The sequence below is a fragment of the Nocardia bovistercoris genome, assembly GCF_015674855.1.
Taxonomy (GTDB): Bacteria; Actinomycetota; Actinomycetes; order Mycobacteriales; family Mycobacteriaceae; genus Nocardia; species Nocardia bovistercoris.
In genome coordinates this window covers 1-25,530 of sequence record NZ_JADMLG010000009.1, presented here as the reverse complement: position 1 = coordinate 25,530, position 25,530 = coordinate 1, and the positions used below count along the sequence as shown (strand labels likewise).

Sequence of the window (25,530 nt, the reverse complement as noted above, 5' to 3'; positions counted from 1 at the left end):
CCCCCCCCCCCCCCCCCCCCCCCCGGGGGCGGGTCCCCGGGGGGGGCCCCCCCCCCCCCCCCACCCCGACAACAGGTAAAGAAAAGGAGAGGAAACAACAGAGAGAAGAAGAAGGAAAGGAGAGCAGACACGAAGAAGGAAGCAGAAGAGCACAGACCTGGTAGGCAGGCAGAGCCAAGAGGGCACACCCCAAACCCCAAACCACCCCCCGAAACGCACCCACACACCCGGGGGCAAGGGGCGCAGCCCCAAAGCGGGGGTCCGGGGGCGCAGCCCGCCGGGTGGGGCGTGGGGGCTTCGCCCCCACAAAAAGGACGAAACGAGAAAAGGCCCACACCCTGTGGGCATGAGCCATCCATCGAAGTGGAGTGGGCGAAGGGGGACTTGAACCCCCACGTCCCGAAGGACACTGGCACCTGAAGCCAGCGCGTCTGCCATTCCGCCACTCGCCCGAGCGACTGGAAGAACGTATCACGGGGGTGTGCGAATCGCGAAATCGCCCGCTGACCGGCCACGACGGTCGCGCTGCCTGCCGGGCGCGCGACACGGGGAACCCGGAGGGGTTTCCGGGAGTTACAGGTGTGGACGATCGTGGATATCATGCAATGAACGTGGTCGAAACGCGACACGCCATACGCGTGTGTCGTTGTTATGGATTGAGTAGAGGCTCGTGTAGACGCTCACCGAAGGGAGGCCGAGATGGGCATCGTTTCACGGTTCGAGCGTCGCCTGCGTGGCACCGTCGACGACGCGTTCGCCCGTGCTTTCGGCGGCAGCGTCGTGCCGCGGGAGGTGGAGGCCGCGCTGCAGCGCGAGGCCACCGATAACATCCAGGACGTGGGTGGCGGCCACCAGCTGGCGCCCAACAGCTATGTGATAACGATCAACCCTTCCGATCTCGAAAAGCTGGACGCCGATCACGACCTGACGACGCGCGCGTTCGCCAAGCATCTGAAGGACTACATCCGCGATCAGGGGTGGCAGACCTACGGCGAAGTACACGTAGCGTTCCAGGCATCACCTACGCTGCACACCGGACAGTTCAGGGCGAGCGGCCGCGTCGATCCCGACGCGGATCGCAGGGCAACCCAGGCTCGAAGCCCCGAACCCCCGCCCCAACGACCCGCACACCCGCAACCAGGAGCTGGCCCCATGACGCAGAACTCTGGCTACGACCCGAGCCGTGAGCCCGCGGAGTCCGATCCACGCAGCCGCGGGTATTCGCCGCCGCCCGCAGGCAGGCCCGGTCCGCAGAACGGCGCGTATCACGACGACTACGGGCGCGGCGGCGCGCAGTACGGCGGCGGGGTCGACTATCAGGCTCCCGAGTCGCAGCAGGGCTACGGCGAGTACCAGAACGGCTACGACTATCAGCAGGGCGGTCCGGCCGGGCAGGGCGGCTACGGCCAGCAGGGGTACCAGGATCAGGGGTACGGCCAGCAGGGCGGCGGCTACGGCGACCGTGGCGGCTACGGCCAGCAAGGCTACGGCGACCAGGGCTACGGTCAGCAGCCCGGTTATCAGGACCCCGCCTACGGCCAGCAGGGCTACGGTCAGCAAGGTGGCCAGCAGGGCGGTCACCAGGGTTACGCCGACCCGAACTACGGCCAGCAGCCCGGCTACGGCGACCAGGGTTACGCCGATCCCGGCTACGGTCAGCAGGGCTACGCCCAGCAGAGCTACGGCCAGCAGGGGTACGCCGAGTCCGGTTACGGCGATCAGGGCTATCCGGAGCAGAGCGGATACGCGCCCGATGATCAGGGCGGCTACGGCCAGGCGTATTCGCAACAGCCCGGCTACGGCGCGGCGCAGCCCGGTTACGGCGCGCCCGGCGGGTACGGCGGCGCGGGCGCGCAGGCCGGCGCGGGCTATTCGGCCACGCTGCAGCTCGACGACGGCAGCGGGCGCACGTACCAGCTGCGCGAGGGCAGCAACATCATCGGCCGCGGTCAGGACGCGCATTTCCGCCTGCCCGACACCGGTGTGTCGCGTCGCCACATCGAGGTGCGCTGGGACGGCCAGACCGCGATGCTCTCGGACCTCGGTTCCACCAACGGCACCTTGGTCAACGGCTCTCCCGTGCAGGATTGGCAGCTCGCCGACGGCGATGTGATCCGCGCCGGGCATTCCGAGATCCTGATCCGTATCGTGTGATCCCGTAAGCTCGCGATGCAGATCACGACATGACGCTTCCTCACGTGGCAACGAGGGGTTCTGCGGCCGTATCGTGATCGGAATCGACTGACGGCCCTATGATGCTGCCATCACGCACGGCGCCATTTCGGCGCCGGGCAGGGTAGGCAGCTGTGGGGTGGGTCGAACCGCACCGACGGCACCGACGGATTACACGGTCGAACAGGAGGTGGAACGCCGTGCAGGGACTGATCCTGCAACTGACCCGTGCGGGGTTCCTTTTGCTGCTGTGGCTGTTCGTCTGGGCGGTTATGCGTACCTTGCGCAGCGACATCTACGCGGCATCCGGCGTTCGGATCCAGCCCAGGGCCGCACGCGGTTCCGCGGTGCTGCCTTCCTTCAGCCGAGGCCAGAAGGGCGCCAAATATCTTGTGGTGACTCAAGGTTCACTCGCCGGCACCCGCATCTCGCTCGGCACCCAACCGGTGCTGATCGGGCGTGCGGACGATTCGACGCTGGTTCTCACCGATGATTACGCCTCGACACGGCATGCGCGGCTGTCCCCACGCGGTGACGACTGGTATGTCGAGGATCTCGGCTCGACCAATGGTACGTACCTCGACCGCGCGAAGGTGACGACCGCGGTCCGTGTTCCTCTCGGCACGCCGGTCCGTGTCGGCAAGACAGTGATCGAGCTGCGACCGTGACACTTGTTCTCCGCTACGCAGCGCGCAGCGACCGCGGTCTCGTCCGCGGCAACAACGAGGATTCCGTCTACGCGGGCGCCAGACTGCTCGCACTCGCCGACGGCATGGGCGGTCATGCCGCGGGCGAGGTCGCCTCCCAACTGATGATCGCCGCCCTCGCGCATCTCGACGACGACGAGCCGGGCGACGACCTGCTCGGCAAACTCGATACGGCGACCCGTTCCGGCAATGCCGCGATCGCCGATCAGGTCGAAGAGGAGCCCGAACTCGACGGCATGGGCACCACGCTCACCGCGATCCTGTTCGCGGGCCGCAAACTCGGTCTCGTGCACATCGGCGACTCGCGCGCCTACCTGTTGCGCGGCGGCGAGCTCGCGCAGATCACCCGCGACGACACGTTCGTGCAGTCACTGGTCGACGAGGGCAGGATCACACCCGAGCAGGCGCACACTCATCCGCAGCGTTCGCTGATCATGCGCGCGCTCACCGGCAACGAGATCGAGCCGACCCTCATCATGCGCGAGGCGCGCGCGGGCGACCGGTACCTGCTGTGCTCCGACGGCCTGTCCGACGTGGTCAGCGACGAGACCATCGCGAACACCATGCGCGAGGGCAGCACCGACGAATGCGCCGACCGGCTCATCGAGCTCGCCCTGCGCAGCGGCGGCCCCGACAACGTGACCGTGGTCGTCGCCGATGTCATCGATCTCGACTACGGGCAGAGTCATCCGATCGTCGCGGGCGCCGCCTCGGGACAGGACGAGGACACCCCGCCGCCGAATACCGCGGCGGGCCGGGCCGCGGCCATGCGTCCGCCGCGGGCGACGCCGCCGCGCCGGGCCGCTCCGACACCGGAACCGCCCGCGCCGGGCCGCTCGCACAAACTGCGGTGGATCCTGCTCGCGGTGGCGCTGGTGATCGCGGTCAGCGTCGGACTTCTGGTGGGCTACAAGATGATCCGCAACAATTACTACGTGGGCGCCGACGGCGGCCAGGTGGTGATCCTGCGCGGACTGCCCGGGTCGATCCTCGGTTATTCGATCCACGAGGTGCACACCATCGGCTGTGTGAACAAGTCCGGTGAGTTGACCGTCCTCGAGGTCGGCACCCAGCCCCCATCCTCGTGCAAGCCGCTGCGGGTGGACGATCTGAAGCAGACCGGCCGCGATCAGGTGAACAAGGGGCTGCCGCCGGGTTCGCTCGGCAAGGCCGAGGAACAGTTGCAGTTGCTCGCCAAACAGGAGTTGCTGCCGCCGTGCCAGCCGAAACAGCAGCAGCCCGCGCAGCCGACACCGCAACCGCCGCCGCCACCGGGACCGCAACCGGGCGTGGTGCCGAACGATTCGGCGCAGCCCGCGGGCACGCCGACCGACGCGCCGCCGCCGGAGCCGAATCCCAACCCGAATCCGAATCCGGATGAAACCAGGGGTACCGACGTCAAGACACCGACGAAGGTGGAGCCCACCGCGCCGACGTCGACCGCGTCGCCGAGCCCCCAGACCGTGGGGGAGAACTGCCGGGTGACGGACTGATGTCCGCACCGGCATCATCGCCCGCCGGGGCTTTCCCCAGCCCGCCGGGCGGATTCGCTCCCGCGCCGCCGCCGTCGACCAGACGCAACGCCGAACTCGTCCTGCTCGGTTTCGCCGCGGTCATCACCACGGTGTCGCTGTTCCTGGTCGAGGCGAGTCAAGAGCAGTCGATCACCTGGGACATCCTCAAGTACGGCGGCGCCTTCCTCGCACTGTTCACCGTCGCCCATCTCGCGGTCCGCCGTTTCGCGCCGTTCGCCGACCCGCTGCTGCTGCCGATCGTCGCGGTGCTCAACGGACTCGGCCTCGTCCTGATCCACCGGCTCGACCTCGCGGCCGCGCAGGACGCCGAATTCGACGGCACCTCGATCCCCTCCCCCGACGCCAACCAGCAGATCCTGTGGACCGGGCTCGGCATGGTGCTGTTCATCGTGGTGCTGATCGTGTTGCGCGACTACCGCACGCTCGCCCGCTACAGCTACACCCTCGGGCTGGTCGGTCTGGTCGCGCTCATGATCCCGGCGCTGCTGCCCGGACGTTTCTCGGAGACCAACGGCGCGAAGATCTGGATCAGGTTGCCCGGTTTCAGCGTGCAGCCGGGTGAATTCGCGAAGATCCTGTTGATCATCTTCTTCGCCTCGGTGTTGGTCGCCAAACGCGATCTGTTCACCGTGGCGGGCAAACATATGCTCGGTATGGACTTCCCGCGCGCTCGTGACCTCGGACCGATCCTTGCCGTGTGGATCGTCTGCATCGGCGTGCTCGTACTGGAGAAGGATCTCGGCACCTCGCTGCTGATCTTCAGCACGGTGCTGGTGATGCTCTACATCGCCACCGAGCGCGTCGGGTGGCTGATCATCGGCGGCGGCCTGCTCGCCCTCGGTTTCGTGTTCGCGTACAACCTGTTCAGCCATCTCCGGGTCCGCGTGCACACCTGGCTCGACCCGTTCGCCGACTACAACAACACCGGCTACCAGATCTCGCAGTCACTGTTCGGACTCGCCACCGGCGGGGTCGCGGGCACCGGCCTCGGCAATGGGCGCCCGAACCGGGTGCCGTTCGCCAAAACCGACTTCATCGTCACCACCATCGGCGAGGAGCTCGGGCTCATCGGCCTGTCCGCGGTGCTGCTGCTGTTCCTGGTCCTGGTGATCCGCGGGCTGCGCACGGCGATCGCGGTGCGCGACAGCTTCGGCAAACTGCTCGCCGCCGGACTCTCGTTCACGATCGTCATCCAGGTGTTCGTCGTGGTGGGCGGTGTCACGAAACTGATTCCGCTGACCGGTCTGACCACGCCGTTCATCTCTTACGGCGGTTCGTCGCTGCTATCGAACTACGCGCTGCTCGCCCTGCTGATCAAGATCTCCGACGCCGCGCGCGCGCCCGCGCCGGTCGCCAAGAAGGACCCGCCCGCCCCCATCGCCGACGCCCAGACCGAGCTGTTGCGGCGCAACGGGAGGCCGCAGTAATGAACACTCCACTACGGCGGGTCGCGGTCGCGGTGATGGTGATGATCGTCGCCTTGCTCGTCAACGCCACCTACGTGCAGGTGATCAAGGCCGACGACTACCGCACCGACCCGCGCAACCGGCGGGTGCTGCTCGACGAATACGCGCGCCAGCGCGGCCAGATCTCGGCGGGCGGCACCGTGCTCGCCTCCTCGGTCGGCACCGACGACCGCTACAAATACCTGCGCACCTACCCGACCGACCCGATGGCCTACGCGCACGCGACCGGTTTCTATTCGATCCAGTACGGCAGCAACGGACTGGAACGTTCCGAGGATTCGGTGCTCAACGGGTCCGACAGTCAGCTGTTCGGTTCGCGGCTGATCGACATGATCTCCGGCCGCGATCCGCGCGGCGGCAACGTGCTGACCACCATCAACCCGGTCATGCAGCGGGTCGCCTACGAACAGTTGACGGCGAAGGGCTACACCGGTTCCGTGGTCGCGATCGAGCCGAGCACCGGCAAGATCCTGACCATGGTCTCCACGCCGAGCTACGACCCCAACCGGCTCACCGGCCACGACAGCGCGGTGACCACGCAGGCGTGGGACGAACTGAACACCGACCCGAGCAAGCCGATGCTGAACCGGGCTGTCTCGCAGACCTATCCGCCCGGTTCCACCTTCAAGGTCGTGGTGACCGCCGCCGCGCTGTCGAACCGGGTCGCCACACCCGACGACCAGTTCACCGCGGCGCCCAACATCACTCTCCCGGACACGTCGACGACGCTGGAGAACTACAACGGCTCCACCTGCGGTTCGGAACCGACGGCCTCGCTGACCGACGCGTTCCGGCGCTCCTGCAACACCGCGTTCGTCGAACTCGGGCTGCGCGTCGGCTCGGCCCGACTCAAGGACGAGGCCGCCGCCTTCGGAATCGGACCCCACGGGGGTATTCCCATCCCGGTGGCCGAGAGTACGGTCGGCAACATCACGGACAACGCCGCGCTCGGTCAGAGCAGCATCGGCCAGCGCGATGTGGCTCTCACCCCGCTGGACAACGCCGTCATCGCCGCGACCGTCGCCAACGGCGGCGTGCGCATGCAGCCGTATCTGGTCGACCAGTTGCAGGGCCCCGATCTGAGCGAATTGTCCAAGACCAAGCCGGTTTCGGTGGGGCAGGCGGTGAGCGCGCAGGTCGCCTCGCAGCTGACCACGCTGATGGTCGCCTCCGAGCGCTACACCGCGGGCGGCGACCGCGGCGGCTACACGATCGCGTCCAAGACCGGTACCGCCGAACACGGCGAGAACCCGCGCTCCACCCCGCCGCACGCCTGGTACATCGCCTTCGCCCCCGCGCAGAACCCGAAGATCGCCCTCGCGGTGATCGTCGAGGACGGCGGCGACCGCGCCCTCGCGGCGACCGGCGGCTCGGTGGCCGCACCCATCGGCCGCGCGGTGCTCGACGCCGGTCTACAGGGGGGCTGAACGATATGAACGTACGAGAGGTACGGGGGCCCAGATGCTGAACAACGGGGCGCTGATCGCCGACCGGTACCGCCTGCAACGGCTCATCGCCACGGGCGGCATGGGACAGGTGTGGGAGGCGCTGGACACCCGGCTCGACCGACGTGTGGCGGTGAAGGTGCTCAAGGCGGAGTTCTCCGCCGACCCCACCTTCCGGCACCGGTTCCGCACCGAGGCCAAGACCACGGCGCAACTGAACCACCCCGGTATCGCGGGCATCTACGACTACGGCGAGACCTACGATCCGTCGGCGGGCGAAACCGCCTACCTGGTCATGGAATTGGTGCAGGGCGAGCCGCTGAACACGGTACTGAGCAGGCTCGGGCGACTGTCCGTCGTCCAGGGCCTCGACCTGCTCGAGCAGACCGGCCGGGCGCTCGAGGTGGCGCACGCCGCCGGTGTCGTGCACCGCGACGTGAAACCGGGCAACATCCTGGTGACGCCGACGGGTCAGGTGAAGATCACCGACTTCGGCATCGCCAAGGCCGTCGACGCGTCACCGGTCACCAAGACCGGCATGGTGATGGGCACGGCCCAGTACATCGCCCCCGAACAGGCCGTCGGCGAGGACGCGACCGCGGCCAGCGACGTGTACTCGCTCGGCGTGGTCGGCTACGAGGTGCTCGCGGGCAAGCGGCCCTTCAGCGGAGACGGCGCGATCACGGTCGCCATGAAGCACGTGCGCGACACCCCGCCGCCGATGCCGTCGGATCTGCCGCCGAACGTGCGTGAACTCATCGAGATCACGATGGGCAAGGATCCGCAGCTGCGGTACGCGGGCGGCGGCGAGTTCGCCGACGCGGTCGCCGCGGTGCGCGCCGGCCACCGGCCGCCGGTGCCGCTCGGCGCGGCGGGCGGTCCGCACCAGGGTCCGTCGACCGGCGCGACCAGGGTGTTGCCGCCGGGTCCTACGGTCATCATGCCCTCGGGTCAGCACGGTCACCACGCCCAGCACGACGCACCGGCCACCCGATACGCCCAGGCGGGCGCGCTGGCCCCGCCCGCCACGGCCATGAACCGGGGAGCCGCGGGCGGTCCGCCGCGCCAGACCGGGTGGACCAACACCCAGAAGTGGCTGGCCGGACTCGGCGTCGGCGCGGTGATCCTCGGCGGCGCGGCCATCTGGCTGCTGTTCGGCGGCGACACCAACCCCGACCCGACGCGCACCCCGCCGAGCACGAGCGCGCCGCAACTGCCGCCGCCCGTCATCACCGACTTCGATCCGACCACAACCCGGCAGGCGCCGCCGCCACCGCCGGTCACCACCTTCGAACCGCCGCCGACGACGGAACCGAAAACCACGATCCCGGAGCCGACAACCACGGTTCCGCCGACGACGGCACCGACCACCACCTCGAAACCGCCGAAAACGAGCGCCCAGACCACCACCCGCAGCAGCTGGTTCCCGACGCTCGAACCGCCCTTCTCGGAATTACCGGGTGCCCGAGGCCCCTCGAACACCCGCAGCGCGCCCAACCCTCCGCAGCAAGGACAACCATGACAACCCCGAAGAATCTCTCCTCCCGCTATGAGCTGGGCGAGATCATCGGATTCGGCGGGATGTCGGAGGTGCACAAGGCACGGGACCTGCGGCTGAGCCGTGACGTCGCGATCAAGGTGCTTCGTGCCGATCTCGCCCGCGACCCCACCTTCTACCTGCGCTTCAAACGTGAGGCGCAGAACGCGGCCGCCCTCAACCATCCGGCCATCGTCGCGGTCTACGACACCGGCGAAGCCGAGGTGGACGGCGGCCCGCTGCCCTACATCGTCATGGAGTACGTCGACGGCGACACGCTGCGCGACATCGTGCGCGGCAAGGGGCCGCTGGCGCCGCGCCGGGCCATGGAAGTCGTCGCCGACGTGTGCGCCGCGCTCGACTTCAGCCACAAAGCGGGCATCGTGCACCGCGACATGAAGCCCGCCAACATCATGATCAACCGGGCGGGCGCGGTGAAGGTGATGGACTTCGGCATCGCCCGCGCGATCGCCGACAACTCCAACCCGATGACCCAGACCGCCGCCGTCATCGGCACCGCGCAGTACCTGTCGCCGGAGCAGGCAAGGGGCGAGACCGTCGACGCCCGCTCGGACGTGTACTCGGTCGGCTGCGTGCTGTTCGAAATCCTCACCGGCGAACCGCCGTTCACCGGTGACTCGCCCGTCGCGGTGGCCTACCAGCATGTCCGCGAGGATCCGCGACTGCCGTCGCACGTCTACGACGGAGTGCCGCGCGAACTGGATTCCGTGGTGCTCAAGGCGATGAGCAAGAATCCGGCGAACCGCTACCAAACCGCCGCCGAGATGCGCGCCGACCTGATCCGGGTGCTCGGCGGCCAGAAACCGATCGCGCCGATGGTGATGACCGAGGAGGACCGCACCACGGTCTTCGGTTCGAACGAACCGGCGCCACGCACCTTCCGCACCGTCGAACGCGGCGACGACACCGGCGAACAGGACCCGGTCGAATCCGGCGGCGGGCGTCGCACCGCCTACATCGCGCTCGCGGGCGCGGCGGCGCTCGCGGTGGTCTTCGCGCTGTTCTGGCTGCTGATCGGGCCGGGCAGCAAACCGGATCAGGTCTCGGTGCCCGATCTCGCGAACAAACCGGCCGCGACCGCGCAGCGTGACCTGGAACGCCTCGGGTTCTCCGTCGCGATCCAGGAGAAGCCGGATTCCAAGGTCGGGCAGGGCAATGTCATCTCCACCCAGCCGCTCGGCGGCTCCCGGGTGGACGAGAACAGCATCGTCACCCTGCAGGTGTCGACCGGCCCGGCGCAGATCCCGGTGCCGAGGCTGGCGCGGCTGACCCAGCAGCAGGCCGAACAGGAACTCAACGCCAAGGGCCTGCGGCTGAATCCCGACGTGACCCGGGAACCGTCGAGCATGGACGAAAAGGACAAGGTCGTCACCCAGAGTCCCGCGGAAGGCCAGAAGGTCGACGCGGGCGGGATGGTCACCGTGGCCGTCGGCAGCGGTCCCGAACAGGTGCCGGTCCCCTACGTGGCCGGACAACCCATCGACACCGCCGAGTCGACGCTGACCAAGAGCGCCGGATTCCAGATCAACACCCAGGAAGTGCAGAGCTCGCAGCCCAAAGGCACGGTGCTCAGCACCGATCCGCCTGCGGGCACCCTCGCCGACAAGGGTTCGACGGTCACCGTGCGCGTCTCCGAAGGCGACCAGTTCACGATGCCCGACCTGCGCGCCAAGACCCCGGCGCAGGCCGCGGCGGAACTGCGTCAACTCGGCTGGAACGGGCAGCTGTCGCAGAACACCGTGACCACGCTCAACACCACCGATGTCGGCCGGATCACCGCGCAGCAGCCCGCGCCGGGCAGTGCGGCGTCCAAGTCGGGCACGATCCTGATCACGATCGGCGTGCTGCCGCTCGGTCCGCCGTGAGCGGACGGCTCCAGCTACGGCAGGGCACTCCCGTCGCGCAAGCGGCTCGGTCCGCCATGAGCGGACGGCTCCTGCCACGGCAGGGGCGTCCGTCGCGCAGTCGGCTCGGTCCGCCGTGAGCGAGGCAGCTCTAGCTACGGCGAGGCGCGCTCGTCGCGCAAGGGGTTCGGTCCGCCGTCAGCGGACGGCTCCTGCCACGGCAGGGGCGTCCGTCGCGTGGTCGGCTCGGTCCGCCGTCAGCGGGGCAGCACTAGCTACGGTGAGGCACGCTCGTCGCGTAGTCGGCTCGGTCCGCCGTCAGCGAACAGCTTCCGCTACGGGGCCGGGGCGTGTTCGTCGCGCGGCAGCACAGCTCACCGTGAGCGGGTGGCTCACAGCGTGAGGTGATGGTTCATCGACATGGCGTCCTCGGCCATGTCGGTGAACTCCACCACCGTCACGCCGTGTGCGCGCAGGTTCTCCACGCCGACGCAATCGGCCACGAAGGTCGACGGCTCCCGCCACGCGATCACCACGCGCGGGATGCCCGCCGCGAGGATCCGCTCGGTGCACGGAGTTCTGGTCGCGGTGGCGCGCTGGGAGCAGGGTTCGAGCGTGCTGTAGATGGTCGCGGTCGCCAGGCGCGGGTCTTCGGTGGCGAGTTTGGCGAGCGCGGCTTCCTCGGCGTGCGCCTTCGGGTCGCTTTCCCGCGAATAGCCGGTCGCGAGCACCGCACCGTTCGCGACCACCACCGCGCCGACGGAGAACGCGGTGGCGCTCGGCGGGCACCGGCGAGCCAGCTCGATCGCCTGGCGCAGGTACTCTCGGTCGGTCGCGTCCTGTCGATCGGACATCACACCTCCATGAGGTTGTTCACGGTTTGCGCGGCGCGTACCGGAGCAGGGCGATATCGCCGACCGCGCCGACATCGATCAGCTCGAACCGGCGAGCCGTGCCACCCGGATACGCCGCGGGGCCGACGAATCGCGGGGCGTCTTCGTCGCCGACGAGGATCGGGGCGACCGCGACGTGCAGTTCGTCGGCGAGGTCGGCGGCGAGGAACGCGGTGTGCATGCCGGTGCCGCCCTCGACCATCAATCTGCCGATACCCCGGCGGCCGAGGTCGTCGAGCAGGTCGGCGAAGTCGAGCGCGGCCCCGAGGGACACGACTTCGGCGAGCGCGTCGAGCCGATCACCGAGTTTCGTCGCGCCGTCGTCGGTGGTGTAGACGAGTTTCGCGCCGCCGTGATGCCAGAACCGGAGGTCGACATCGAGGTCGCCGGTGCGCGTGACGGTGATCTTCAGCGGATACTCCGGTTTGCCCGCCGCGATCCGGGCGGCCCGCAGTTCCGCGCTGTTCACCAGCAGTCGCGGATTGTCCTTGCGCAGGGTGTGCGCGCCGACGAGGATCGCGTCGGATTCCGCGCGCACCCGATCGACCCGGTCGAAATCGGCGGCGCCGGACAGCAGCAGACGCTCGTCGCTCGCGTCGTCGATATAGCCGTCAAGACTCACCGCGACCGAGAGCAGCACATGTGGCCGACCGGTCACTGCACCACCAGCGCCGCGACCTCTGCCTCGAGCACCTCGATCAGCCCCTCCTCCGGGCGCCGCCCGCACACCTCGAGCCAGTTGGCCAACATGCGGTGACCGCCCTGGGTGAGCACCGACTCGGGATGGAACTGCACGCCGTGAATGGGCAGTGTGCGATGCCGCATGGCCATGACGATGCCGGATTCGGTGCGCCCGGTCACCTCGATCTCCTCGGGAATGGTGTCCTCGAGCACGGTGAGCGAGTGGTAGCGGGTGGCGGTGAACGGGTCGGGCAGACCGGCGAGCACCCCGGAACCGGTGTGGAAGACCAGGCTCGTCTTGCCGTGCAGCAGTTCGGGCGCGCGGGTGACGGTGGCGCCGTACGCCTCGCCGATGGCCTGGTGGCCGAGGCAGACGCCGAGCAGTGGCGTGGCCGAGCGCGCGCAGGCGCGGACCAGGTCGATGCTGACGCCCGCCCGGTCGGGGGTGCCGGGACCGGGGCTGATGAGGATGCCGTCGAAGTCGGCGACCACGGCGTCGAGATCGGTGAGTTGCTTGTCGTCGTTGCGCCACACGACGGCGTCCACACCCAACTGGCCGAGGTATTGCACCAGGTTGAACACGAAGCTGTCGTAGTTGTCGACGACGAGTACACGCATGGGTTCGAGATTACGTGCCAACCCCTCGACGCGTCCCACGCATTACCAGTTGGGCTAGCCTAGAGGCACACCGGAGGCCCTTTCGCGCTGTTCGGACCGCCTTCGCCCGCCGTGGCGAGCGCGTCCGGACCCGCCGCCGGTACCGACCTGAACGCCGATAACGAGGACGTCATGCCGAAGTCGAAGGTTCGCAAGAAGAGCGACTACACGATCAATCCAGCGAGCCGTATCCCGGTGAAGGTCAAGGCGGGTCCGTCGCCGGTCTGGTACGTGGCGATCATGCTCGGATTCATGCTGGCCGGGCTGATCTGGCTGCTGGTGTACTACTTGGCGGCCGAGGAGATCGGTTGGATGCGGGATCTGAACGCGTGGAACTTCCTCATCGGCTTCGGACTCATGGTCGTCGGCCTCATCATGACCATGCGGTGGCGCTGAGCAGCGAATATCGGCCGCGCCTCGCACCTGGTGACATGCGTGTCATTCATGCACACCCTGTGGATGCCCCTGTGGACAACTCGAGGATGATTGGGGACAACCCCGCGTGAAGCCCGAATCCGACGAGAGCCCGGACACACCGGGCCTGGCCTGGACCACCCCCGCTCCCGCGCTCTACGCCGTCGCGGCGGGCGCGGTGATCCTGGCGGGCGCGGCCGTGCTCAGCAACGACAACGCGGGGCGCCTGCTCATCGGGCTCGCCGCGCTCGGACTGCTGGCGCTGGCCGTACTCGGCTTCCGGCAGCGACCGCGCGTATCGATCCTGCCCGGCGCTGATCCGCGCCTCGTCGTGCGCAACCTCACCGGCCCCACCGAGTACGCCCCCGAGCAGATCGTGCGCGCACGCATCGTCGGGTACCGGCGACTCGGCCGCAAGATGCCGATGCTGGAGATCGACGTCCGCGAGGCGGGCGGCGCCGAACACCTGTTGATCTTCGGTCGCTGGGATCTCGGCACCCATCCCGAGGATGTGTTCGACGCGCTGCTCGCGAACGGACTCGCCACCCGGTAGCGGTCTCACACGCGAATGCTTCACGTGAAACGTCGCATTTCGAGTCAGGCGAGCGTGGCTACAGCGGCGGCAACGACGGCCAGATCCGCCACCGCGACCGCGGCGATGGAAGCCCACCCGATGGCGCGCACCGCCTCGGGCGTCCTGGCGTTGAGCCACTGCGGCAGGAACAGCACGCCGACCGTCGCCAGCGTGCCCGCCGCCAACCCGCCGAGATGCGCGGACAGCGAGATGCCCGGCAGCGAGAAGCTGATGAATATGTTGATGCCGATCAGGATGAGCATCTGATTCGGATTCTGGCGCACTCGGATCAGCAGCACGGTGATCGCGCCGAACAGGCCGTAGACCGCGCCGGACGCGCCCGCCGCAGCGGTGTTCTGGTCCTGGAACACCATGCTCGCCGCCGACCCGCCGAACAGCGACACCAGATACACGGCCAGATACCGGGACCGGCCGAGCCCGGGTTCGAGATTGCGGCCGACCACCCACAGCGCGAACATGTTCAATGCCAGGTGGATCGGTCCCCAGTGCAGGAAGCCGGAGCCGATGACGCGCTCGAACTGCCCGTCGGCCACCAGCCTCGGCACCAGCATGTACCGCGAGAACAGTGGCGAACCGTAGTAGTTGTCCATCAGACTGCGGGCCTGCGCCGCCGTGATGGCGAAGATCACCACATTGGCGACGATGAGCGCGTAGGTGACGAACGGTATCGGCGTCCGCGCGACCGATGCGCCCGCCACGGTGCGCATCTGCGGCGCCGAACGCTGATCCTGGGCGAGACAGTCGACACAGTGCTGACCGACCGCGGCGGGCCGCAGGCAATCCGGGCAGGCAGGCCGCCCGCAGCGCGTGCACGCCAGACCGGTCGGGCGTTGGGGATGACGGACGCACGTCGGTGCGGGAGGGTGCGGATTCATCGGCTCATTCGATGGTGATCGCGGAGATGACCACCGGCTGCTCCGGCCGGTCGTCGCGGTCGGTCGGCGTGGTGGCGATCGCGTCGACGACCGCTCGGGAATCGGGATCGACGACCTCGCCGAAGATGGTGTGCTTGCGGTTCAGATGCGGCTGCCTGGCCACCGTGATGAAGAACTGCGACCCGTTCGTCTTGGGTCGCGAGGCATTCGCCATCCCCAGCAGGTAACCGCGATCGAAACGCAGGTCGGGATGGAATTCGTCGGCGAACTGGTAGCCCGGTCCGCCGCGCCCGGTGCCGGTGGGGTCGCCGGTCTGGATCATGAATCCGGCCAGCACCCGGTGGAAGGTGACGCCGTCGTAGAAGGGCCCATCGCTGCCCCCACTCGCGTTCGCTGTGGTGTAGGACGCCGAACCGTCGGCGAGGCCGAGGAAGTTGCGCACCGTGCGCGGCGCGTGGTTGCCGTAGAGCGCGATCTTGATATCGCCGCGGCTGGTGTGCAGGGTGGCGCCTGCGGTCGGCATCGGAGAGGTCACCCCGCCATGCTAGCCGGCCCGCGGTGTGCGCCGCTGTCGAGAACCCCTCCGACCGGGGGCGCGGGCGCGATTCACTCGGGTATGCCAGAGTGGTCGAATGACCTTGGGGCGCCTGCACGTACCAACACGTTCTCTGATTGCCGCGGTCGTCGTCGCGCTGGCCGGTGGGGCGGCCTGGCTGGTGCGCAGCCGCCGGCCGCAACCGCCGCGACCCGCCGCGGCCCCGCCGCGCATCGGCTACTCCCGCAACGGCTCCGCGCCGACCCCCTTGGCAGGAGCCGGCGCGGACAACGGTCGCTGACCTCGGGTCAGCGGCTGACGGTGCGCTTGTACTGACGCAACGCCAGCGGCACGAACACCACCAGGATGATCACCACCCACGCGAGCGTGGTGATCTCCGGGTTCCGCATGGGCCACGCGTCCGGCGGCGGCATGGCCGGATTGTTGTTGCCGAACAGGTCACGGGTGGCCTGGGTGACCGCGGACACCGGATTCCATTCCGCGAACACCTTGAGCACCGCGGGCAGGTTCTCCAGCGGGACGAAGGTGTTGGCGAGGAAGGTCAGCGGGAAGATCACCATGAAGCTGGCGTTGTTGAACACCTCGGGCGTGCGGACCAGCAGGCCGACCACGGCCATGATCCACGACACCGCGTACGCGAACAGCAGCAGCAGGATGTAGGCGAAGACGGCGTCGAGGAACGATCCGCGGATCCGCCATCCGACCAGCAGGCCCGTCAGCGACATGACGACAAGACTGACCACGTTGATCACGACATCGCTGAGCGTGCGTCCGACCAGCACCGCCGACGGCGCCATCGGCAGCGACCGGAACCTGTCGATGATGCCCTTCTGCATGTCCTCGGCCAGACCCGCGCCGGTGAACGTGGCGCCGAACACCACGGTCTGGGCGAAGATGCCCGCGATGAGGAATTCGCGGTAGCCGCCTTCCATGCCGGGCACCTGGATCGCCGTGCCGAACACGTAGGCGAAAAGCAGCACGAACATGATGGGCGACATCGTCGAGAAGATCAGCACGTCGGGCACGCGCTTGATCTTGATGACATTGCGTTTGGCGATGGTCCTGCTGTCGTTCAGCACGATCGCCAGGCGTTCGACGAGTCCGGTGTCCCGCGATGTCGCGGTGGCCGCGTTCGCACCGGTGGCGGCGGTCATCTCACATTTCCTTCCGTCTTCTCCAGCACTGCGGTGGTTGGCGCGTCCGCCTCGTCGAGACCTTCGGCGCTCTCGGCCTCGTGTCCGGTGAGGGTGAGGAATACATCGTCCAGCGACGGGCGGCGCAGCCCGACGTCGTGGATCTTGACCTCGTGTTTCGCGAGCAGGCCGATCGCGTCGACCAGGGCCTGCGACCCGTTGCTGACCGGCACGGTGATGCGGCGCAGCCCGGGTTCGAGATGGATCTCGCCATCGGCGAGCCCCTCCAGCGCCTGTCTGGCGACCGGCAGCTTGTCGGCGGAGTCGACGGTGAGTTCGATGCGGTCGCCGCCGACCAGCGTCTTGAGTTCGTCGGCCGTGCCGCGCGCGATCACCTTGCCGTGGTCGATGACGGCGATGGCGTCGGCGAGCCGGTCGGCTTCCTCCATGTACTGGGTGGTGAGCAGCAGCGTGGTGCCGCCCGCGACCAGTTCTTCGATGACGTCCCACAGGTCGAGGCGGGCCCTCGGGTCGAGTCCGGTGGTCGGCTCGTCGAGGAACAGCACCGGCGGGTTGGCGACGAGTGCGCCCGCGAGGTCGAGCCTGCGGCGCATGCCACCGGAGTAGCCGCGCACGGGACGGTCGGCGGCGTCGCTGAGCCGGAAGCGTTCCAGCAGCTCACGCGCACGTTCCTTACTGCGCTGCACGCCCATGTGGTACAGCCTGCCCACCATTTCGAGGTTCTCGAATCCGGTGAGATATTCGTCGACGGCCGCGTATTGGCCCGATGCCCCGATCTGGGAACGCAGCGCCTGCGGGTCGCGCAGGACGTCGATGCCCGCGACGGTGGCTCGTCCTTCGTCCGGTATCAGCAGTGTGGTGAGCACACGGACGGTCGTGGTCTTGCCCGCGCCGTTGGGGCCGAGCAGCGCGGTAACGGTGCCTTCGGGGACCGCGAGGTCGAGCCCGTCGAGGGCGACGAGTTTGCCATAGCGTTTGACGAGACCCTCGGCGACTATTGCGTCGGGCATGATTCTCCTGACGTTCGGGTTTTCTCGGTGATGTGGTGCCATCGACGTCGGTGCGGTTCGACGTCGAGCCGTGACGCTGAATCGACCGTCCAGCCGGTTACCCGAGTCAGTATTGTCCGAGGCTCGGACAATTTCATCCCATTTGTCGGAGTGCGGGATGCGTCGCGATCCATGGACCGGACGCGAAGGGTCGCATCCCGGTTCCGACGGTGCTCGGGGATGTCGGACCGGAATGCGACCGACTCGATGGTGCCGGGCGCGACCGCCCGGGCGCGCGCGTAGTCGGCTACCTCATTCGAGCGCGCCGAGTACTCGCGCGGGCGGCCCGACGATCGCGCGCGGTGATCTGCTCGATGGACACCCGATGCGTGCCCGGTCCCGGTGAACACGCGGACATGATGGCACCGGGGTCCGACAGGTTTCGGTGCGCGCGGAGATCCCACGACATGCCCAGCGGCTACGACACGCGGCAAATCCGACCGATTTCCGACGGGAGACGACCGTCACGGCGGCGGACTCGGACACGACGCGAGCGGTGCACGCGCTTCCAGTGACCGAATTCACACTGCGGTGAAATCCGTTCTGCCAGCGGAAATCGCTGCACGACAAGGATTTTGGCAAACTCGCAGCCGCTTCCAGATGGATGTGACGGTCAGTGCGGATCGGTCACGGTGCCCCATCCGGGACCGGCGGGTTCGAAATCGGGGGAAAAACTTCCAAAGTGTGCCGCCCCACTCACCCACAATCGCCGATCATCGCGTAGGATCATTCACGTCGGCCCCTCCCCCCCGGGCCGACCTTACGCGGGCCTCGGCTAACTCCCCCCCTTCGCCGAGGCCCGCTCCCATATCTACAGTCGGGTAGCGCAGCTACGCATCGAGTGAAGCGGCGACGGTCGAGCGGAGATTTCCGGTCATTCCGCTGGCTCCTCCCCCATCGCCCGCCACGCCGACGCCAACCGCAGCGCCCTGACTCGACCCGCCGTTCCCAGCAGCCGACGGTCCCGCAGCCACCGTTCGCGATCCCGCGAATCCGCCTGCGCCCATTGCGGATCCAACTCCGCGATCAGCCTCTCCACCTGCTCGAAGATTCCGCCGAGTGCGATGTGGGTGCCCGCGTCGCTCGGCCGCGTCCAGTCCAGTCCACGCAGTGCGGCGACCGCGGCCAGCAGCGACTGTCGAATCCCGAGCGACCATCCGGATTTTCGCGCCTGACGGATCAGCAGACCGAGCGTCGCCGCGAGCACATGACCGTCCTCGAGCGTCCGGAACGGTTTCAGGTAGCACGTGTAGCCGTCTCCCGATAGGGGCTCGGCCCACGCATCCGCGAATTCGACGGTGGCATGCGGGATCTCGGGCGCGAAGGAGGTCGGCTCGTGTGGCGTCACTGTGACGCCCGGCTGCGCGGCGGGCACCAGCACCGCACGCAGCGCGTTGCGTCCGCTCGCATCCGTCCCGGTGCTCGCGATCACCACCATCCGATCCGCGACCGCGGCGAGCGTGGTGAAGGTCTTGGTCCCCGTCACCCGCCACCCGTCCGCGGTGTCGACGAGTCGAGTCCGTATCGCCGCGGGATGCCCGCCCTCGGCCTCCGTCGCCGACAGCGCGAGCAGTTCCCCGTCCCCGGTCGAAGGCAGCAGCGCGCGCAACGCCTCCTGGTATCCGGACAGGAATGCGTACCCCAACCGATCCGCGCCGAATCCACCCCCGACAGCCGCGTCCAACGGCGCGCTGAATCGCCGCGCCGCGCGCGCGTGCCGCTCCCACGCAGCGGTGACACTCGCCACCGAGGTGCGATCCACCGGCATGGTCAGGAGATAGTCGAAGAGCGAATCCACACAGGCACGGTAGCCCGTGAGCGGACTTCGATGTCGCGAGCTTCGACCCACCGCGTCGATCGCGGGAATTCGCCGACCGCGCGGGTTCACTGGACGCGTCACCCAAATCGTGTCGGAAGGAGGCGGTAGACCGTGCGGCAGCCCGAGGAGGTCCGCAGGAAAGAGCTCTACGACAACGAGGCCCGCCTGTCCTGGGTGCTGGCCGCCCTGGCGGGCCTCATCGGCGCCGCGGCCTTCATGCACACCGCGGGCTATTTCGTCACCTTCATGACCGGCAACACCGAACGCGCCGTACTCGGCCACTTCCACCACGAAGGCGATGTCGCGGTGGCCGCAGCCCTACTGCTCGCGTCCTTCCTCGCAGGCGTCGTCGTAGCGTCGCTGTGCCGCAGACATTTCTGGTCCGGCCACCCCCACGGCCCCACCTTGCTCACCACCGCCTGCCTGGCGACAGCCTCGACCATCGACTTCGTCCTCTACGAACGAACCGCGACCTCCCGCATCGATTTCGTCCCGATCCTGTTCGTAGCCTTCGGCGTCGGCGCCCTCAACACCTCTTTCGTCAAGGACGGCGAAGTCTCGATCCCCCTCAGCTACGTCACCGGCACCCTGGTGAAACTGGGCCAAGGCATAGAACGCCACCTCAACGGCGGCACCTACGCCGACTGGCTCGACTACTTCCTCCTCTACACCGCCTTCGCCCTCGGCGCCCTCCTCGGCGGCCTCCTGAGCCTCGCGGTAGCAGGCTGGGCAATGCTCATAACCGCCACCGCCGTCTGCCTCCTGGTCACCACCTACACCTACCTACACCTGGACAAACACGGCCCTCTAACCGAGGAATAGGAAGTAGAGAGCAAGAAGCAAGAAGCAAGGAAAACTCCCAAGAGACCACACCCACCCAACGCAACAACAAGGCGGGGGTCCGGGGGCGAAGCCCTCCGGGTGGGGCGTGGGGGCTGCGCCCCCACAAAACACGACGAAACGAGAAAGGCTCATGCCCTCCATGAGCATGAGCCATCCACGAGTGGAGTGGAGCCTAGGGGAATCGAACCCCTAGGCCCCTGCTTAGAGGACGGGAACCAGCGAGGATACTCAACGGTTCCCGTTCCTATGCACTACCAGCATATATATGGATTCGACATACTCATTGACACGCACTAGGAACGGTTGTTTGCCACTGAAAACGTGTCGAAAGCATGTCAGAAGTCGGGTTCACACCAGCCATCCGACTCGATGACCGTTGCTGTGCAGCACTCGGTTCGGGCTGTAGGTCCCAGTGGGGCGTCAACGACGCCGGACACCTGCCCTCGAAACCGCTGGTGCTCACACCGTTCCTTCCAGCCAGCGGCCGAGAACCAGGCGTTGCCAGGTTTCCCTCCACACGAACACACCCAAGACACCGTCAGTAGCCATCGTGTCCGGCTGCTGCCTTACGATTGCCCGGTGCCAGCAGAGACCGTCGACTACAACCGCGCACTCAGCGGTCCCGAGCACCAGAAGGTGCGCCTGCCCATCATCGAAAAGCTAGTCAGCGCTGGATGGAGTCCAGACCAGTTCCGATGGCAACCAGAGTGGCGGGTACCGAAATCTCCGCATGATGCCGCCGCACGCGAAGGTGGCAAGACCTTCGCGTCATGGCCGGTCGACCTCGCGCTATTCGATGATTCAGCGCATATCGATGACTGGCAGCACGTAATAGCGTTGTTCGAATTCAAGGCTCCGACACTCAATCAGGGCATTTCGCAGCTGGAGATATACCTAGCACGGGAGCCGCGCGCAAAGCTCGGATTCTGGACAAACGGCCATGAGGACATACGTGTATACAAACTGCCGGATGGCAATTTCAAACACGAGAAGAACCTGGGCATCCCGACACCAGGGGACGAATTTGAACTTCCGTCTGAAAAACCACTGACCTATGAGGACCTTCGAGTACCGCAAAACGGACAGCTACGCTCGGTTTTCAAACGTTTGCTTGATGCCGTAGTCGCTCGCGATAGCCGCGCGACACGTTCCGAAACACAACTCAACGAGCTGTGCAACCTCCTGTTGCTGAAGATCGAGTCCGACAACATCGGCCAGTTCAGCCGAGACATTCCGGTTGGCTTCCAACTCGCTCATGGTGGGGAAGCTGCAACAGGAATTAAGATCAGAAAGGCTTTTACTGAGCTCACTAAAATACGTCCTCAAGTATTCACTGATCCAAATGAGATAAACCTGGTTCTAGATGACCACACTATCCAGGATGTAGTATACGAGCTTTCAGGCTTGAACCTCGTCAAGATGAGCCCAGAAGCCATATCCTCGGCCTTTCAAGTCTTCCGCCGAGCCAATCTGAAAGCAGGCGAGGGTCAATACTTCACACCGCAGCGCGTAATTGAGGCGGCCGTGGAGATAATGGACATAAGACCCGATGACAAGATCATCGACCCAGCGTGCGGTACTGGCGGATTCCTTGTGCAAGCGTTCCTTTCGGTAACAGCGAAGGCCAAGGCTAACGGATCAATGGACGACGCCCTGGCTCGTACTTGGGCGCATCGCCAAGTATTCGGCGTTGACAAAGATTCAATCAATGTGAAGCTTGCCCGCGCGATCATGGTAAGCCTGGGCGACGGATCAGTAAATATTCACGCTGGAGACTCTATTCGAGAAGACCGATGGAAGAGTGACTACAACCATCTGATTGGCCCACTTAGCGATGGGTCATTCACGGTCGTCTTGACAAATCCGCCATTCGGCCAGAACCTAAAGATCGGCAAGGTGGATGCACAGCGCAATCGCTATTCAATTGCCGCCCACGACAAAGGGCAATACCGACCTTTAGAGATCGGCTTAATATTTCTTGAGCGTTCACATAGGCTACTGATGAAGGGCGGGCGTCTCGGAATAATTTTACCTGAAACGTACTTCTTCTCGTCCACCTATAAGTGGTTGCCTGAGTGGTTGGAGAGTCGATTCATACTGCGAGCAGCAATAAACATTCCGATGGAAGCATTCCAAGGCTTCTGCCGAGCCAAGACCAACTTGTACATCTTCGAGAAGAAATGAACGTTATGGTCCACCGTCCAAAGTGGTTTCGGAACGGCTACGTATTCGTCTCCTATGCACCGACTGTCGGAATCAACAAGGATGGAGAAGAGCTCTACGTAGTTGATCCCGAGACCGGAACCCGAACTGGCGTCATTGATGACCGTGTTCTCGAAGACGTACATACACTAATCGATGAGGCTAGCACCACTTCTACTAGCCGGTGGGTGGAGAACAAAGCACTGAACCCCGGCCTTATGGCAGTTCCGGTTTACTTTGATGATCGATCAAATTCTCACTTCGAACAGCTTATAACCGAACCTGAGTTCGATGGTTTTGAGTCAGCTACGCTGGGCGAGCTGATTGACAGCCGCCAGATCCTCGCAAGACCAGGACATGGCAGTCCGAGCGCCGATCTCCGCACGGGGACCGTACCGTACATTAAAGTATCCGACTTGCGAGCTGGCCAGGTCAACATAAATCCCACCAATCGCGTCTCCGAAGTTGTTGCGCAGAGATTCTGGAAGGGAGGCGAGTCAGGACTGTCGGCGTACGACTTGTTAACACCAATTCGAACAAGCAAGAATATTGGCGATTTCGCTGTGTTGATGCCCGGCCAGGAGCGCTTAGTCCTGACCAAGGAAATCCTCGTCCTGCATGCCGCCGATGACGCACTATTCGACAACTTTTATCTACTGTGGGCAATGAGTCTTCGCGTAGTCCGACGCCAGTGGGACAGAATTGTTTTCATGCAGACAAATCGCGAGGATGTAGGCTCCCGATACCGCCAGATTAGGATCCCACTCGCCAAAACCAAAGAGTTGGCAGACACCGTTTCAGCGCCATTTCGCGACTATTACTTGGGAGTCCAAGAGCTTCGCGGAAAGTTCCTAGAACACTTGAGCGAGTCCGACAAGTATCACATATTTCTATCCAGCGCAGAAGCGGTCGAGGAGGAACTGGAAACTGAGCTTGACAGTTCGGTCGAATAGAGATTTTCCCGGAATATGAGCCAATTCCCTCACCAAACCAATCCACTCATTCAGATTCCTGCCTTCGTTCTAATTCGGCCAGCAGTAGCACCCTAGCCGACCAGCCGTGCGATGCTTGTTCAGATAGCTTTACGAATACCTTTTCGTATAGTGATAGTTCTCGCGGTTGAGTGATCGCTGACTCGGCAGTTACAGTTTCGACCAATACCTTGCGGCGGTCATAGAGTACGAAATCGGTAACTCGGCGAAAATATGGAGAGCGAGCGGGCACGATGCCGAACACCAGGCGGGGAAGGCTCAGAAGGTCGATGACGTGCTGTAGCTGCTCGACCATCACAGCGTCGTCTCCGACAGTGGTCGACAGTGCCTGCTCACCGACCAGGAGATAGATCCGGTGCCGACCGCGGTGGAGGATGGATTGCCGTTCGACTCTGGCGGCCACGGCGGCATCGAGATCGCGACTGGTGTTCAGGAAGGCCATGCCCGCTGCCATCAGCGCGCGGGCGTAGTTGGGTGTCTGCAACAGGCCGTGGAAGACCTGCGGGTCGTATCCACGTAGTAGTTCGGTGCGGTCTTCCAGGCCGCCTATCTGACGTTGGTGGCTGGTGTACCCGTGGCCGACCACGCGCCGCCATTCCATCCATGCAGCGGAGATGTTGCGGACGGTTGCGAGTAGATCAGGGTATTCGTCGGCGGCACCGGTGATTCGGCACCATTCGGCTACGTCGGATTCGGAGACCGCCTGCGCGCCGTTCTCGATGCGCGAGACTTTCGCCGGGTGCCATCCGGCCTCTTGAGCGAGTTGATAGCCGCGCAGACGCGCCGCTAACCGAAGCCCCCGTAGTCGGGTTCCCAGGTCGCGACGCGCTTCGCTGACGTTGTTCACTTGGCGTACTCGGCGTGTGGAATCGCCTTGGACCACAGTTCGTCTCGACGGTGCGCGTAGTGCGCGAGGATCACGGGGTCGGTGATCGCCACCCAACCGGGGAGCGCGGAGCCGTCGACTGCGAACACTGTGTAGGCGGCCATCTCGTCGTCGAACAGCCACCAATCGTCATCCGGTAGGTCCGATGGTGCGGCCTGGCGCGGCAACCATCGGATGTCTTCGCCTGCGTCGACGTTTGCGGCAGCGGTCCCCACGGAGAACCGGGTGTAGTCCCCGTGTGGCTCAGTGATCACCCGGACCCGCTGTACCTCGCAACCCGACTCGGTTACTTCCCTCATCAAGCCGAACCATCGCGCACTCGCGGAGTGGTCTTGCGGCTTCCCGTCGAGAAAGCGTCGTACCCTGTCGGCTTCACCGGCTACGCCGCTGTAGTCGTCGCGGACCTCCAGATGGAATGCCCGTCGGTGCGTCCGTAGTGCGTGGACAAGGTCATCGAACGCTAGGTGCCGCATCGCGCCGCTGCTCCACTCCGATCGCAACCTCCACCGCCGACTCGTGACCGGGCAGCCGAATCTGTTCCAGCGCTTCGGTATCCGTGACTGGCTCCCCTGCCAACAGGAACGTTCCGTGGCCAGTGTCATGCAGCAGCGAGCCGAGACACGTTCCCGGCTGTAAGTACCTGATCAGCCGATGCGGAATTTCGATGGTGTCGGGGCTGTCCGTACTCCAGCCCTGGACTATGTAGGTGTGACGGTCGCTGCGGAACAGGGTCGGGCTCTGCCCTTCCGTGGAATCCCCGCCGAGTCGTTCCAGTTTCACAATTCCTCCCGTGGTGTGTGGACGCTCCCCATCATCAACCGCAGGGCCACCGCAGCGCTCGGCAATTCAGCGCAATATGCCGCAATTTCCTGTTCGCTGACCTCGGCCGACTCATAGCGTCCTTCGCAACCCCGCCGCCGGGTCGACGCGCGCTCACCACGGCACCCGGTCGACCTGCCGTGGTCGATAGTCCCCGGCGGCGGGTGCCAACCAACAGCGAATAGACAGCGGGGCGGTGCGTATGAATCTCGCGCAGAGAAACGCGATCGGACTGGGTTCGGGTTGAGTCCAGCAGGATGGTGTACGACCGGACGCCAGCAAATGTCTGAGCGTGTCGTAGCCGGGAAGAGGGTGGTCACCGCGTGATCCTTCAGAAGACCTACCAAGTCATGAGAAGGAAGTTTCAC

23 protein-coding genes and 1 tRNA gene are annotated in these 25,530 nt (G+C 65.9%); 12 read left to right on the top strand and 12 right to left on the bottom strand.

Annotated elements, in window-relative coordinates; translation table 11 throughout:
* Positions 1-369: 369 nt before the first annotated feature.
* Positions 370-452, bottom strand: a tRNA-Leu gene (locus IT779_RS21725).
* 247 nt (positions 453-699) lie between these two features.
* Here IT779_RS21725 and IT779_RS21720 point away from each other — a divergent pair.
* The 7 genes from IT779_RS21720 (at position 700) to pknB (ending at position 10,748) form a co-directional block, all read left to right on the top strand.
* Positions 700-2,154: a DUF3662 and FHA domain-containing protein gene (locus tag IT779_RS21720; RefSeq protein ID WP_196151236.1), complete on the top strand. Its 1,455-nt coding sequence runs from the start codon at positions 700-702 to the stop codon at positions 2,152-2,154.
* A 218-nt stretch (positions 2,155-2,372) separates the two neighbouring features.
* Positions 2,373-2,840 (top strand): FHA domain-containing protein FhaB/FipA, encoded by a 468-nt coding sequence (locus tag IT779_RS21715; protein WP_196151235.1) that lies wholly within the window; start codon positions 2,373-2,375, stop codon positions 2,838-2,840.
* Complete coding sequence (locus tag IT779_RS21710; RefSeq protein ID WP_196151234.1) at positions 2,837-4,372, top strand: PP2C family protein-serine/threonine phosphatase; 1,536 nt, start codon at positions 2,837-2,839, stop codon at positions 4,370-4,372. The genes IT779_RS21715 and IT779_RS21710 overlap by 4 nt, the downstream gene beginning before the upstream one ends.
* Positions 4,372-5,841 carry an FtsW/RodA/SpoVE family cell cycle protein gene (locus tag IT779_RS21705; protein ID WP_196151233.1) on the top strand — a complete coding sequence of 490 codons (1,470 nt, stop codon included), beginning with the start codon at positions 4,372-4,374 and terminating at the stop codon, positions 5,839-5,841. Before IT779_RS21710 ends, IT779_RS21705 begins: the two co-directional genes overlap by 1 nt.
* Complete coding sequence (locus IT779_RS21700; protein ID WP_196151232.1) at positions 5,841-7,307, top strand: peptidoglycan D,D-transpeptidase FtsI family protein; 1,467 nt, start codon at positions 5,841-5,843, stop codon at positions 7,305-7,307. Before IT779_RS21705 ends, IT779_RS21700 begins: the two co-directional genes overlap by 1 nt.
* Positions 7,308-7,341: 34 nt before the next feature.
* Complete coding sequence (locus IT779_RS21695; protein ID WP_196151231.1) at positions 7,342-8,847, top strand: protein kinase domain-containing protein; 1,506 nt, start codon at positions 7,342-7,344, stop codon at positions 8,845-8,847.
* Positions 8,844-10,748 carry a Stk1 family PASTA domain-containing Ser/Thr kinase gene (gene pknB, locus IT779_RS21690; RefSeq protein WP_196151230.1) on the top strand — a complete coding sequence of 635 codons (1,905 nt, stop codon included), beginning with the start codon at positions 8,844-8,846 and terminating at the stop codon, positions 10,746-10,748. The genes IT779_RS21695 and pknB overlap by 4 nt, the downstream gene beginning before the upstream one ends.
* 371 nt (positions 10,749-11,119) lie before the next feature.
* Here pknB and IT779_RS21685 read toward each other — a convergent pair whose 3' ends face one another.
* The 3 genes from IT779_RS21685 to IT779_RS21675 are packed head-to-tail and all read right to left on the bottom strand — an operon-like array spanning position 11,120 to position 12,919.
* Positions 11,120-11,581 (bottom strand): deaminase, encoded by a 462-nt coding sequence (locus IT779_RS21685; protein WP_196151229.1) that lies wholly within the window; start codon positions 11,579-11,581, stop codon positions 11,120-11,122.
* Between the two features lie 19 nt (positions 11,582-11,600).
* The gene (locus IT779_RS21680; protein ID WP_196151228.1) at positions 11,601-12,278 is read right to left on the bottom strand and encodes a RibD family protein; all 678 of its coding nucleotides are present in this window, start codon (positions 12,276-12,278) and stop codon (positions 11,601-11,603) included.
* The gene (locus tag IT779_RS21675) at positions 12,275-12,919 is read right to left on the bottom strand and encodes an aminodeoxychorismate/anthranilate synthase component II (RefSeq protein ID WP_196151227.1); all 645 of its coding nucleotides are present in this window, start codon (positions 12,917-12,919) and stop codon (positions 12,275-12,277) included. Before IT779_RS21675 ends, IT779_RS21680 begins: the two co-directional genes overlap by 4 nt.
* Positions 12,920-13,090: 171 nt before the next feature.
* Between IT779_RS21675 and crgA the strand changes: the two genes are divergently transcribed.
* Both crgA and IT779_RS21665 read left to right on the top strand, forming a co-directional pair.
* Positions 13,091-13,354, top strand: a complete 264-nt coding sequence (gene crgA, locus IT779_RS21670) for a cell division protein CrgA (RefSeq protein ID WP_196151226.1) — start codon at positions 13,091-13,093, stop codon at positions 13,352-13,354.
* Between the two features lie 106 nt (positions 13,355-13,460).
* A complete protein-coding gene (locus tag IT779_RS21665; RefSeq protein WP_196151225.1) occupies positions 13,461-13,925 on the top strand; it encodes a PH domain-containing protein in 465 nt (154 codons plus the stop codon).
* A 44-nt stretch (positions 13,926-13,969) separates the two neighbouring features.
* On the opposite strand, the gene IT779_RS21660 is transcribed toward IT779_RS21665, so the two are convergent.
* From IT779_RS21660 to IT779_RS21640, 5 genes are all read right to left on the bottom strand, one after another.
* On the bottom strand, positions 13,970-14,842 hold the full coding sequence (locus IT779_RS21660) for a rhomboid family intramembrane serine protease (protein WP_196151224.1): 873 nt from the start codon (positions 14,840-14,842) through the stop codon (positions 13,970-13,972).
* A 4-nt stretch (positions 14,843-14,846) separates the two neighbouring features.
* Positions 14,847-15,377 carry a peptidylprolyl isomerase gene (locus IT779_RS21655; RefSeq protein ID WP_332838902.1) on the bottom strand — a complete coding sequence of 177 codons (531 nt, stop codon included), beginning with the start codon at positions 15,375-15,377 and terminating at the stop codon, positions 14,847-14,849.
* 308 nt (positions 15,378-15,685) lie between these two features.
* Positions 15,686-16,552 (bottom strand): ABC transporter permease, encoded by an 867-nt coding sequence (locus IT779_RS21650; protein ID WP_196151223.1) that lies wholly within the window; start codon positions 16,550-16,552, stop codon positions 15,686-15,688.
* Positions 16,549-17,562, bottom strand: a complete 1,014-nt coding sequence (locus IT779_RS21645; RefSeq protein WP_196151222.1) for an ATP-binding cassette domain-containing protein — start codon at positions 17,560-17,562, stop codon at positions 16,549-16,551. Before IT779_RS21645 ends, IT779_RS21650 begins: the two co-directional genes overlap by 4 nt.
* Positions 17,563-18,475: 913 nt before the next feature.
* Positions 18,476-19,399, bottom strand: a complete 924-nt coding sequence (locus IT779_RS21640; RefSeq protein ID WP_196151221.1) for an acyl-CoA dehydrogenase family protein — start codon at positions 19,397-19,399, stop codon at positions 18,476-18,478.
* Positions 19,400-19,531: 132 nt separating this feature from the next.
* Here IT779_RS21640 and IT779_RS21635 point away from each other — a divergent pair, with 132 nt between their 5' ends.
* From IT779_RS21635 to IT779_RS37220, 3 genes are all read left to right on the top strand, one after another.
* Positions 19,532-20,242: a YoaK family protein gene (locus IT779_RS21635; RefSeq protein ID WP_196151220.1), complete on the top strand. Its 711-nt coding sequence runs from the start codon at positions 19,532-19,534 to the stop codon at positions 20,240-20,242.
* Between the two features lie 600 nt (positions 20,243-20,842).
* Complete coding sequence (locus tag IT779_RS38840; protein ID WP_198428792.1) at positions 20,843-22,447, top strand: HsdM family class I SAM-dependent methyltransferase; 1,605 nt, start codon at positions 20,843-20,845, stop codon at positions 22,445-22,447.
* On the top strand, positions 22,444-23,418 hold the full coding sequence (locus tag IT779_RS37220) for a hypothetical protein (RefSeq protein ID WP_198428791.1): 975 nt from the start codon (positions 22,444-22,446) through the stop codon (positions 23,416-23,418). The genes IT779_RS38840 and IT779_RS37220 overlap by 4 nt, the downstream gene beginning before the upstream one ends.
* 46 nt (positions 23,419-23,464) lie before the next feature.
* On the opposite strand, the gene IT779_RS21625 is transcribed toward IT779_RS37220, so the two are convergent.
* Genes IT779_RS21625 through IT779_RS21615 form a run of 3 tightly spaced genes read right to left on the bottom strand, consistent with a single transcriptional unit; the run spans position 23,465 to position 25,123 of the window.
* Positions 23,465-24,304, bottom strand: a complete 840-nt coding sequence (locus tag IT779_RS21625; RefSeq protein WP_196151219.1) for a helix-turn-helix domain-containing protein — start codon at positions 24,302-24,304, stop codon at positions 23,465-23,467.
* On the bottom strand, positions 24,301-24,816 hold the full coding sequence (locus IT779_RS38835; RefSeq protein ID WP_196151218.1) for a DUF6879 family protein: 516 nt from the start codon (positions 24,814-24,816) through the stop codon (positions 24,301-24,303). The genes IT779_RS21625 and IT779_RS38835 overlap by 4 nt, the downstream gene beginning before the upstream one ends.
* Positions 24,794-25,123: a hypothetical protein gene (locus IT779_RS21615; protein WP_332838901.1), complete on the bottom strand. Its 330-nt coding sequence runs from the start codon at positions 25,121-25,123 to the stop codon at positions 24,794-24,796. Before IT779_RS21615 ends, IT779_RS38835 begins: the two co-directional genes overlap by 23 nt.
* Between the last annotated feature and the right edge of the window lie 407 nt (positions 25,124-25,530).

Bases quoted from the DNA above. Each gene is read 5' to 3' on its own strand.
- IT779_RS21720 (WP_196151236.1), top strand. From the start codon at position 700: ATGGGCATCGTTTCACGGTTCGAGCGTCGCCTGCGTGGCACCGTCGAC.
- IT779_RS21705 (WP_196151233.1), top strand. From the start codon at position 4,372: ATGTCCGCACCGGCATCATCGCCCGCCGGGGCTTTCCCCAGCCCGCCG.
- IT779_RS21700 (WP_196151232.1), top strand. From the start codon at position 5,841: ATGAACACTCCACTACGGCGGGTCGCGGTCGCGGTGATGGTGATGATC.
- IT779_RS21695 (WP_196151231.1), top strand. From the start codon at position 7,342: ATGCTGAACAACGGGGCGCTGATCGCCGACCGGTACCGCCTGCAACGG.
- pknB (WP_196151230.1), top strand. From the start codon at position 8,844: ATGACAACCCCGAAGAATCTCTCCTCCCGCTATGAGCTGGGCGAGATC.
- IT779_RS21685 (WP_196151229.1), bottom strand. From the start codon at position 11,581: ATGTCCGATCGACAGGACGCGACCGACCGAGAGTACCTGCGCCAGGCG.
- IT779_RS21675 (WP_196151227.1), bottom strand. From the start codon at position 12,919: ATGCGTGTACTCGTCGTCGACAACTACGACAGCTTCGTGTTCAACCTG.
- crgA (WP_196151226.1), top strand. From the start codon at position 13,091: ATGCCGAAGTCGAAGGTTCGCAAGAAGAGCGACTACACGATCAATCCA.
- IT779_RS21660 (WP_196151224.1), bottom strand. From the start codon at position 14,842: ATGAATCCGCACCCTCCCGCACCGACGTGCGTCCGTCATCCCCAACGC.
- IT779_RS21650 (WP_196151223.1), bottom strand. From the start codon at position 16,552: ATGACCGCCGCCACCGGTGCGAACGCGGCCACCGCGACATCGCGGGAC.
- IT779_RS21645 (WP_196151222.1), bottom strand. From the start codon at position 17,562: ATGCCCGACGCAATAGTCGCCGAGGGTCTCGTCAAACGCTATGGCAAA.
- IT779_RS37220 (WP_198428791.1), top strand. From the start codon at position 22,444: ATGAACGTTATGGTCCACCGTCCAAAGTGGTTTCGGAACGGCTACGTA.
- IT779_RS38835 (WP_196151218.1), bottom strand. From the start codon at position 24,816: ATGCGGCACCTAGCGTTCGATGACCTTGTCCACGCACTACGGACGCAC.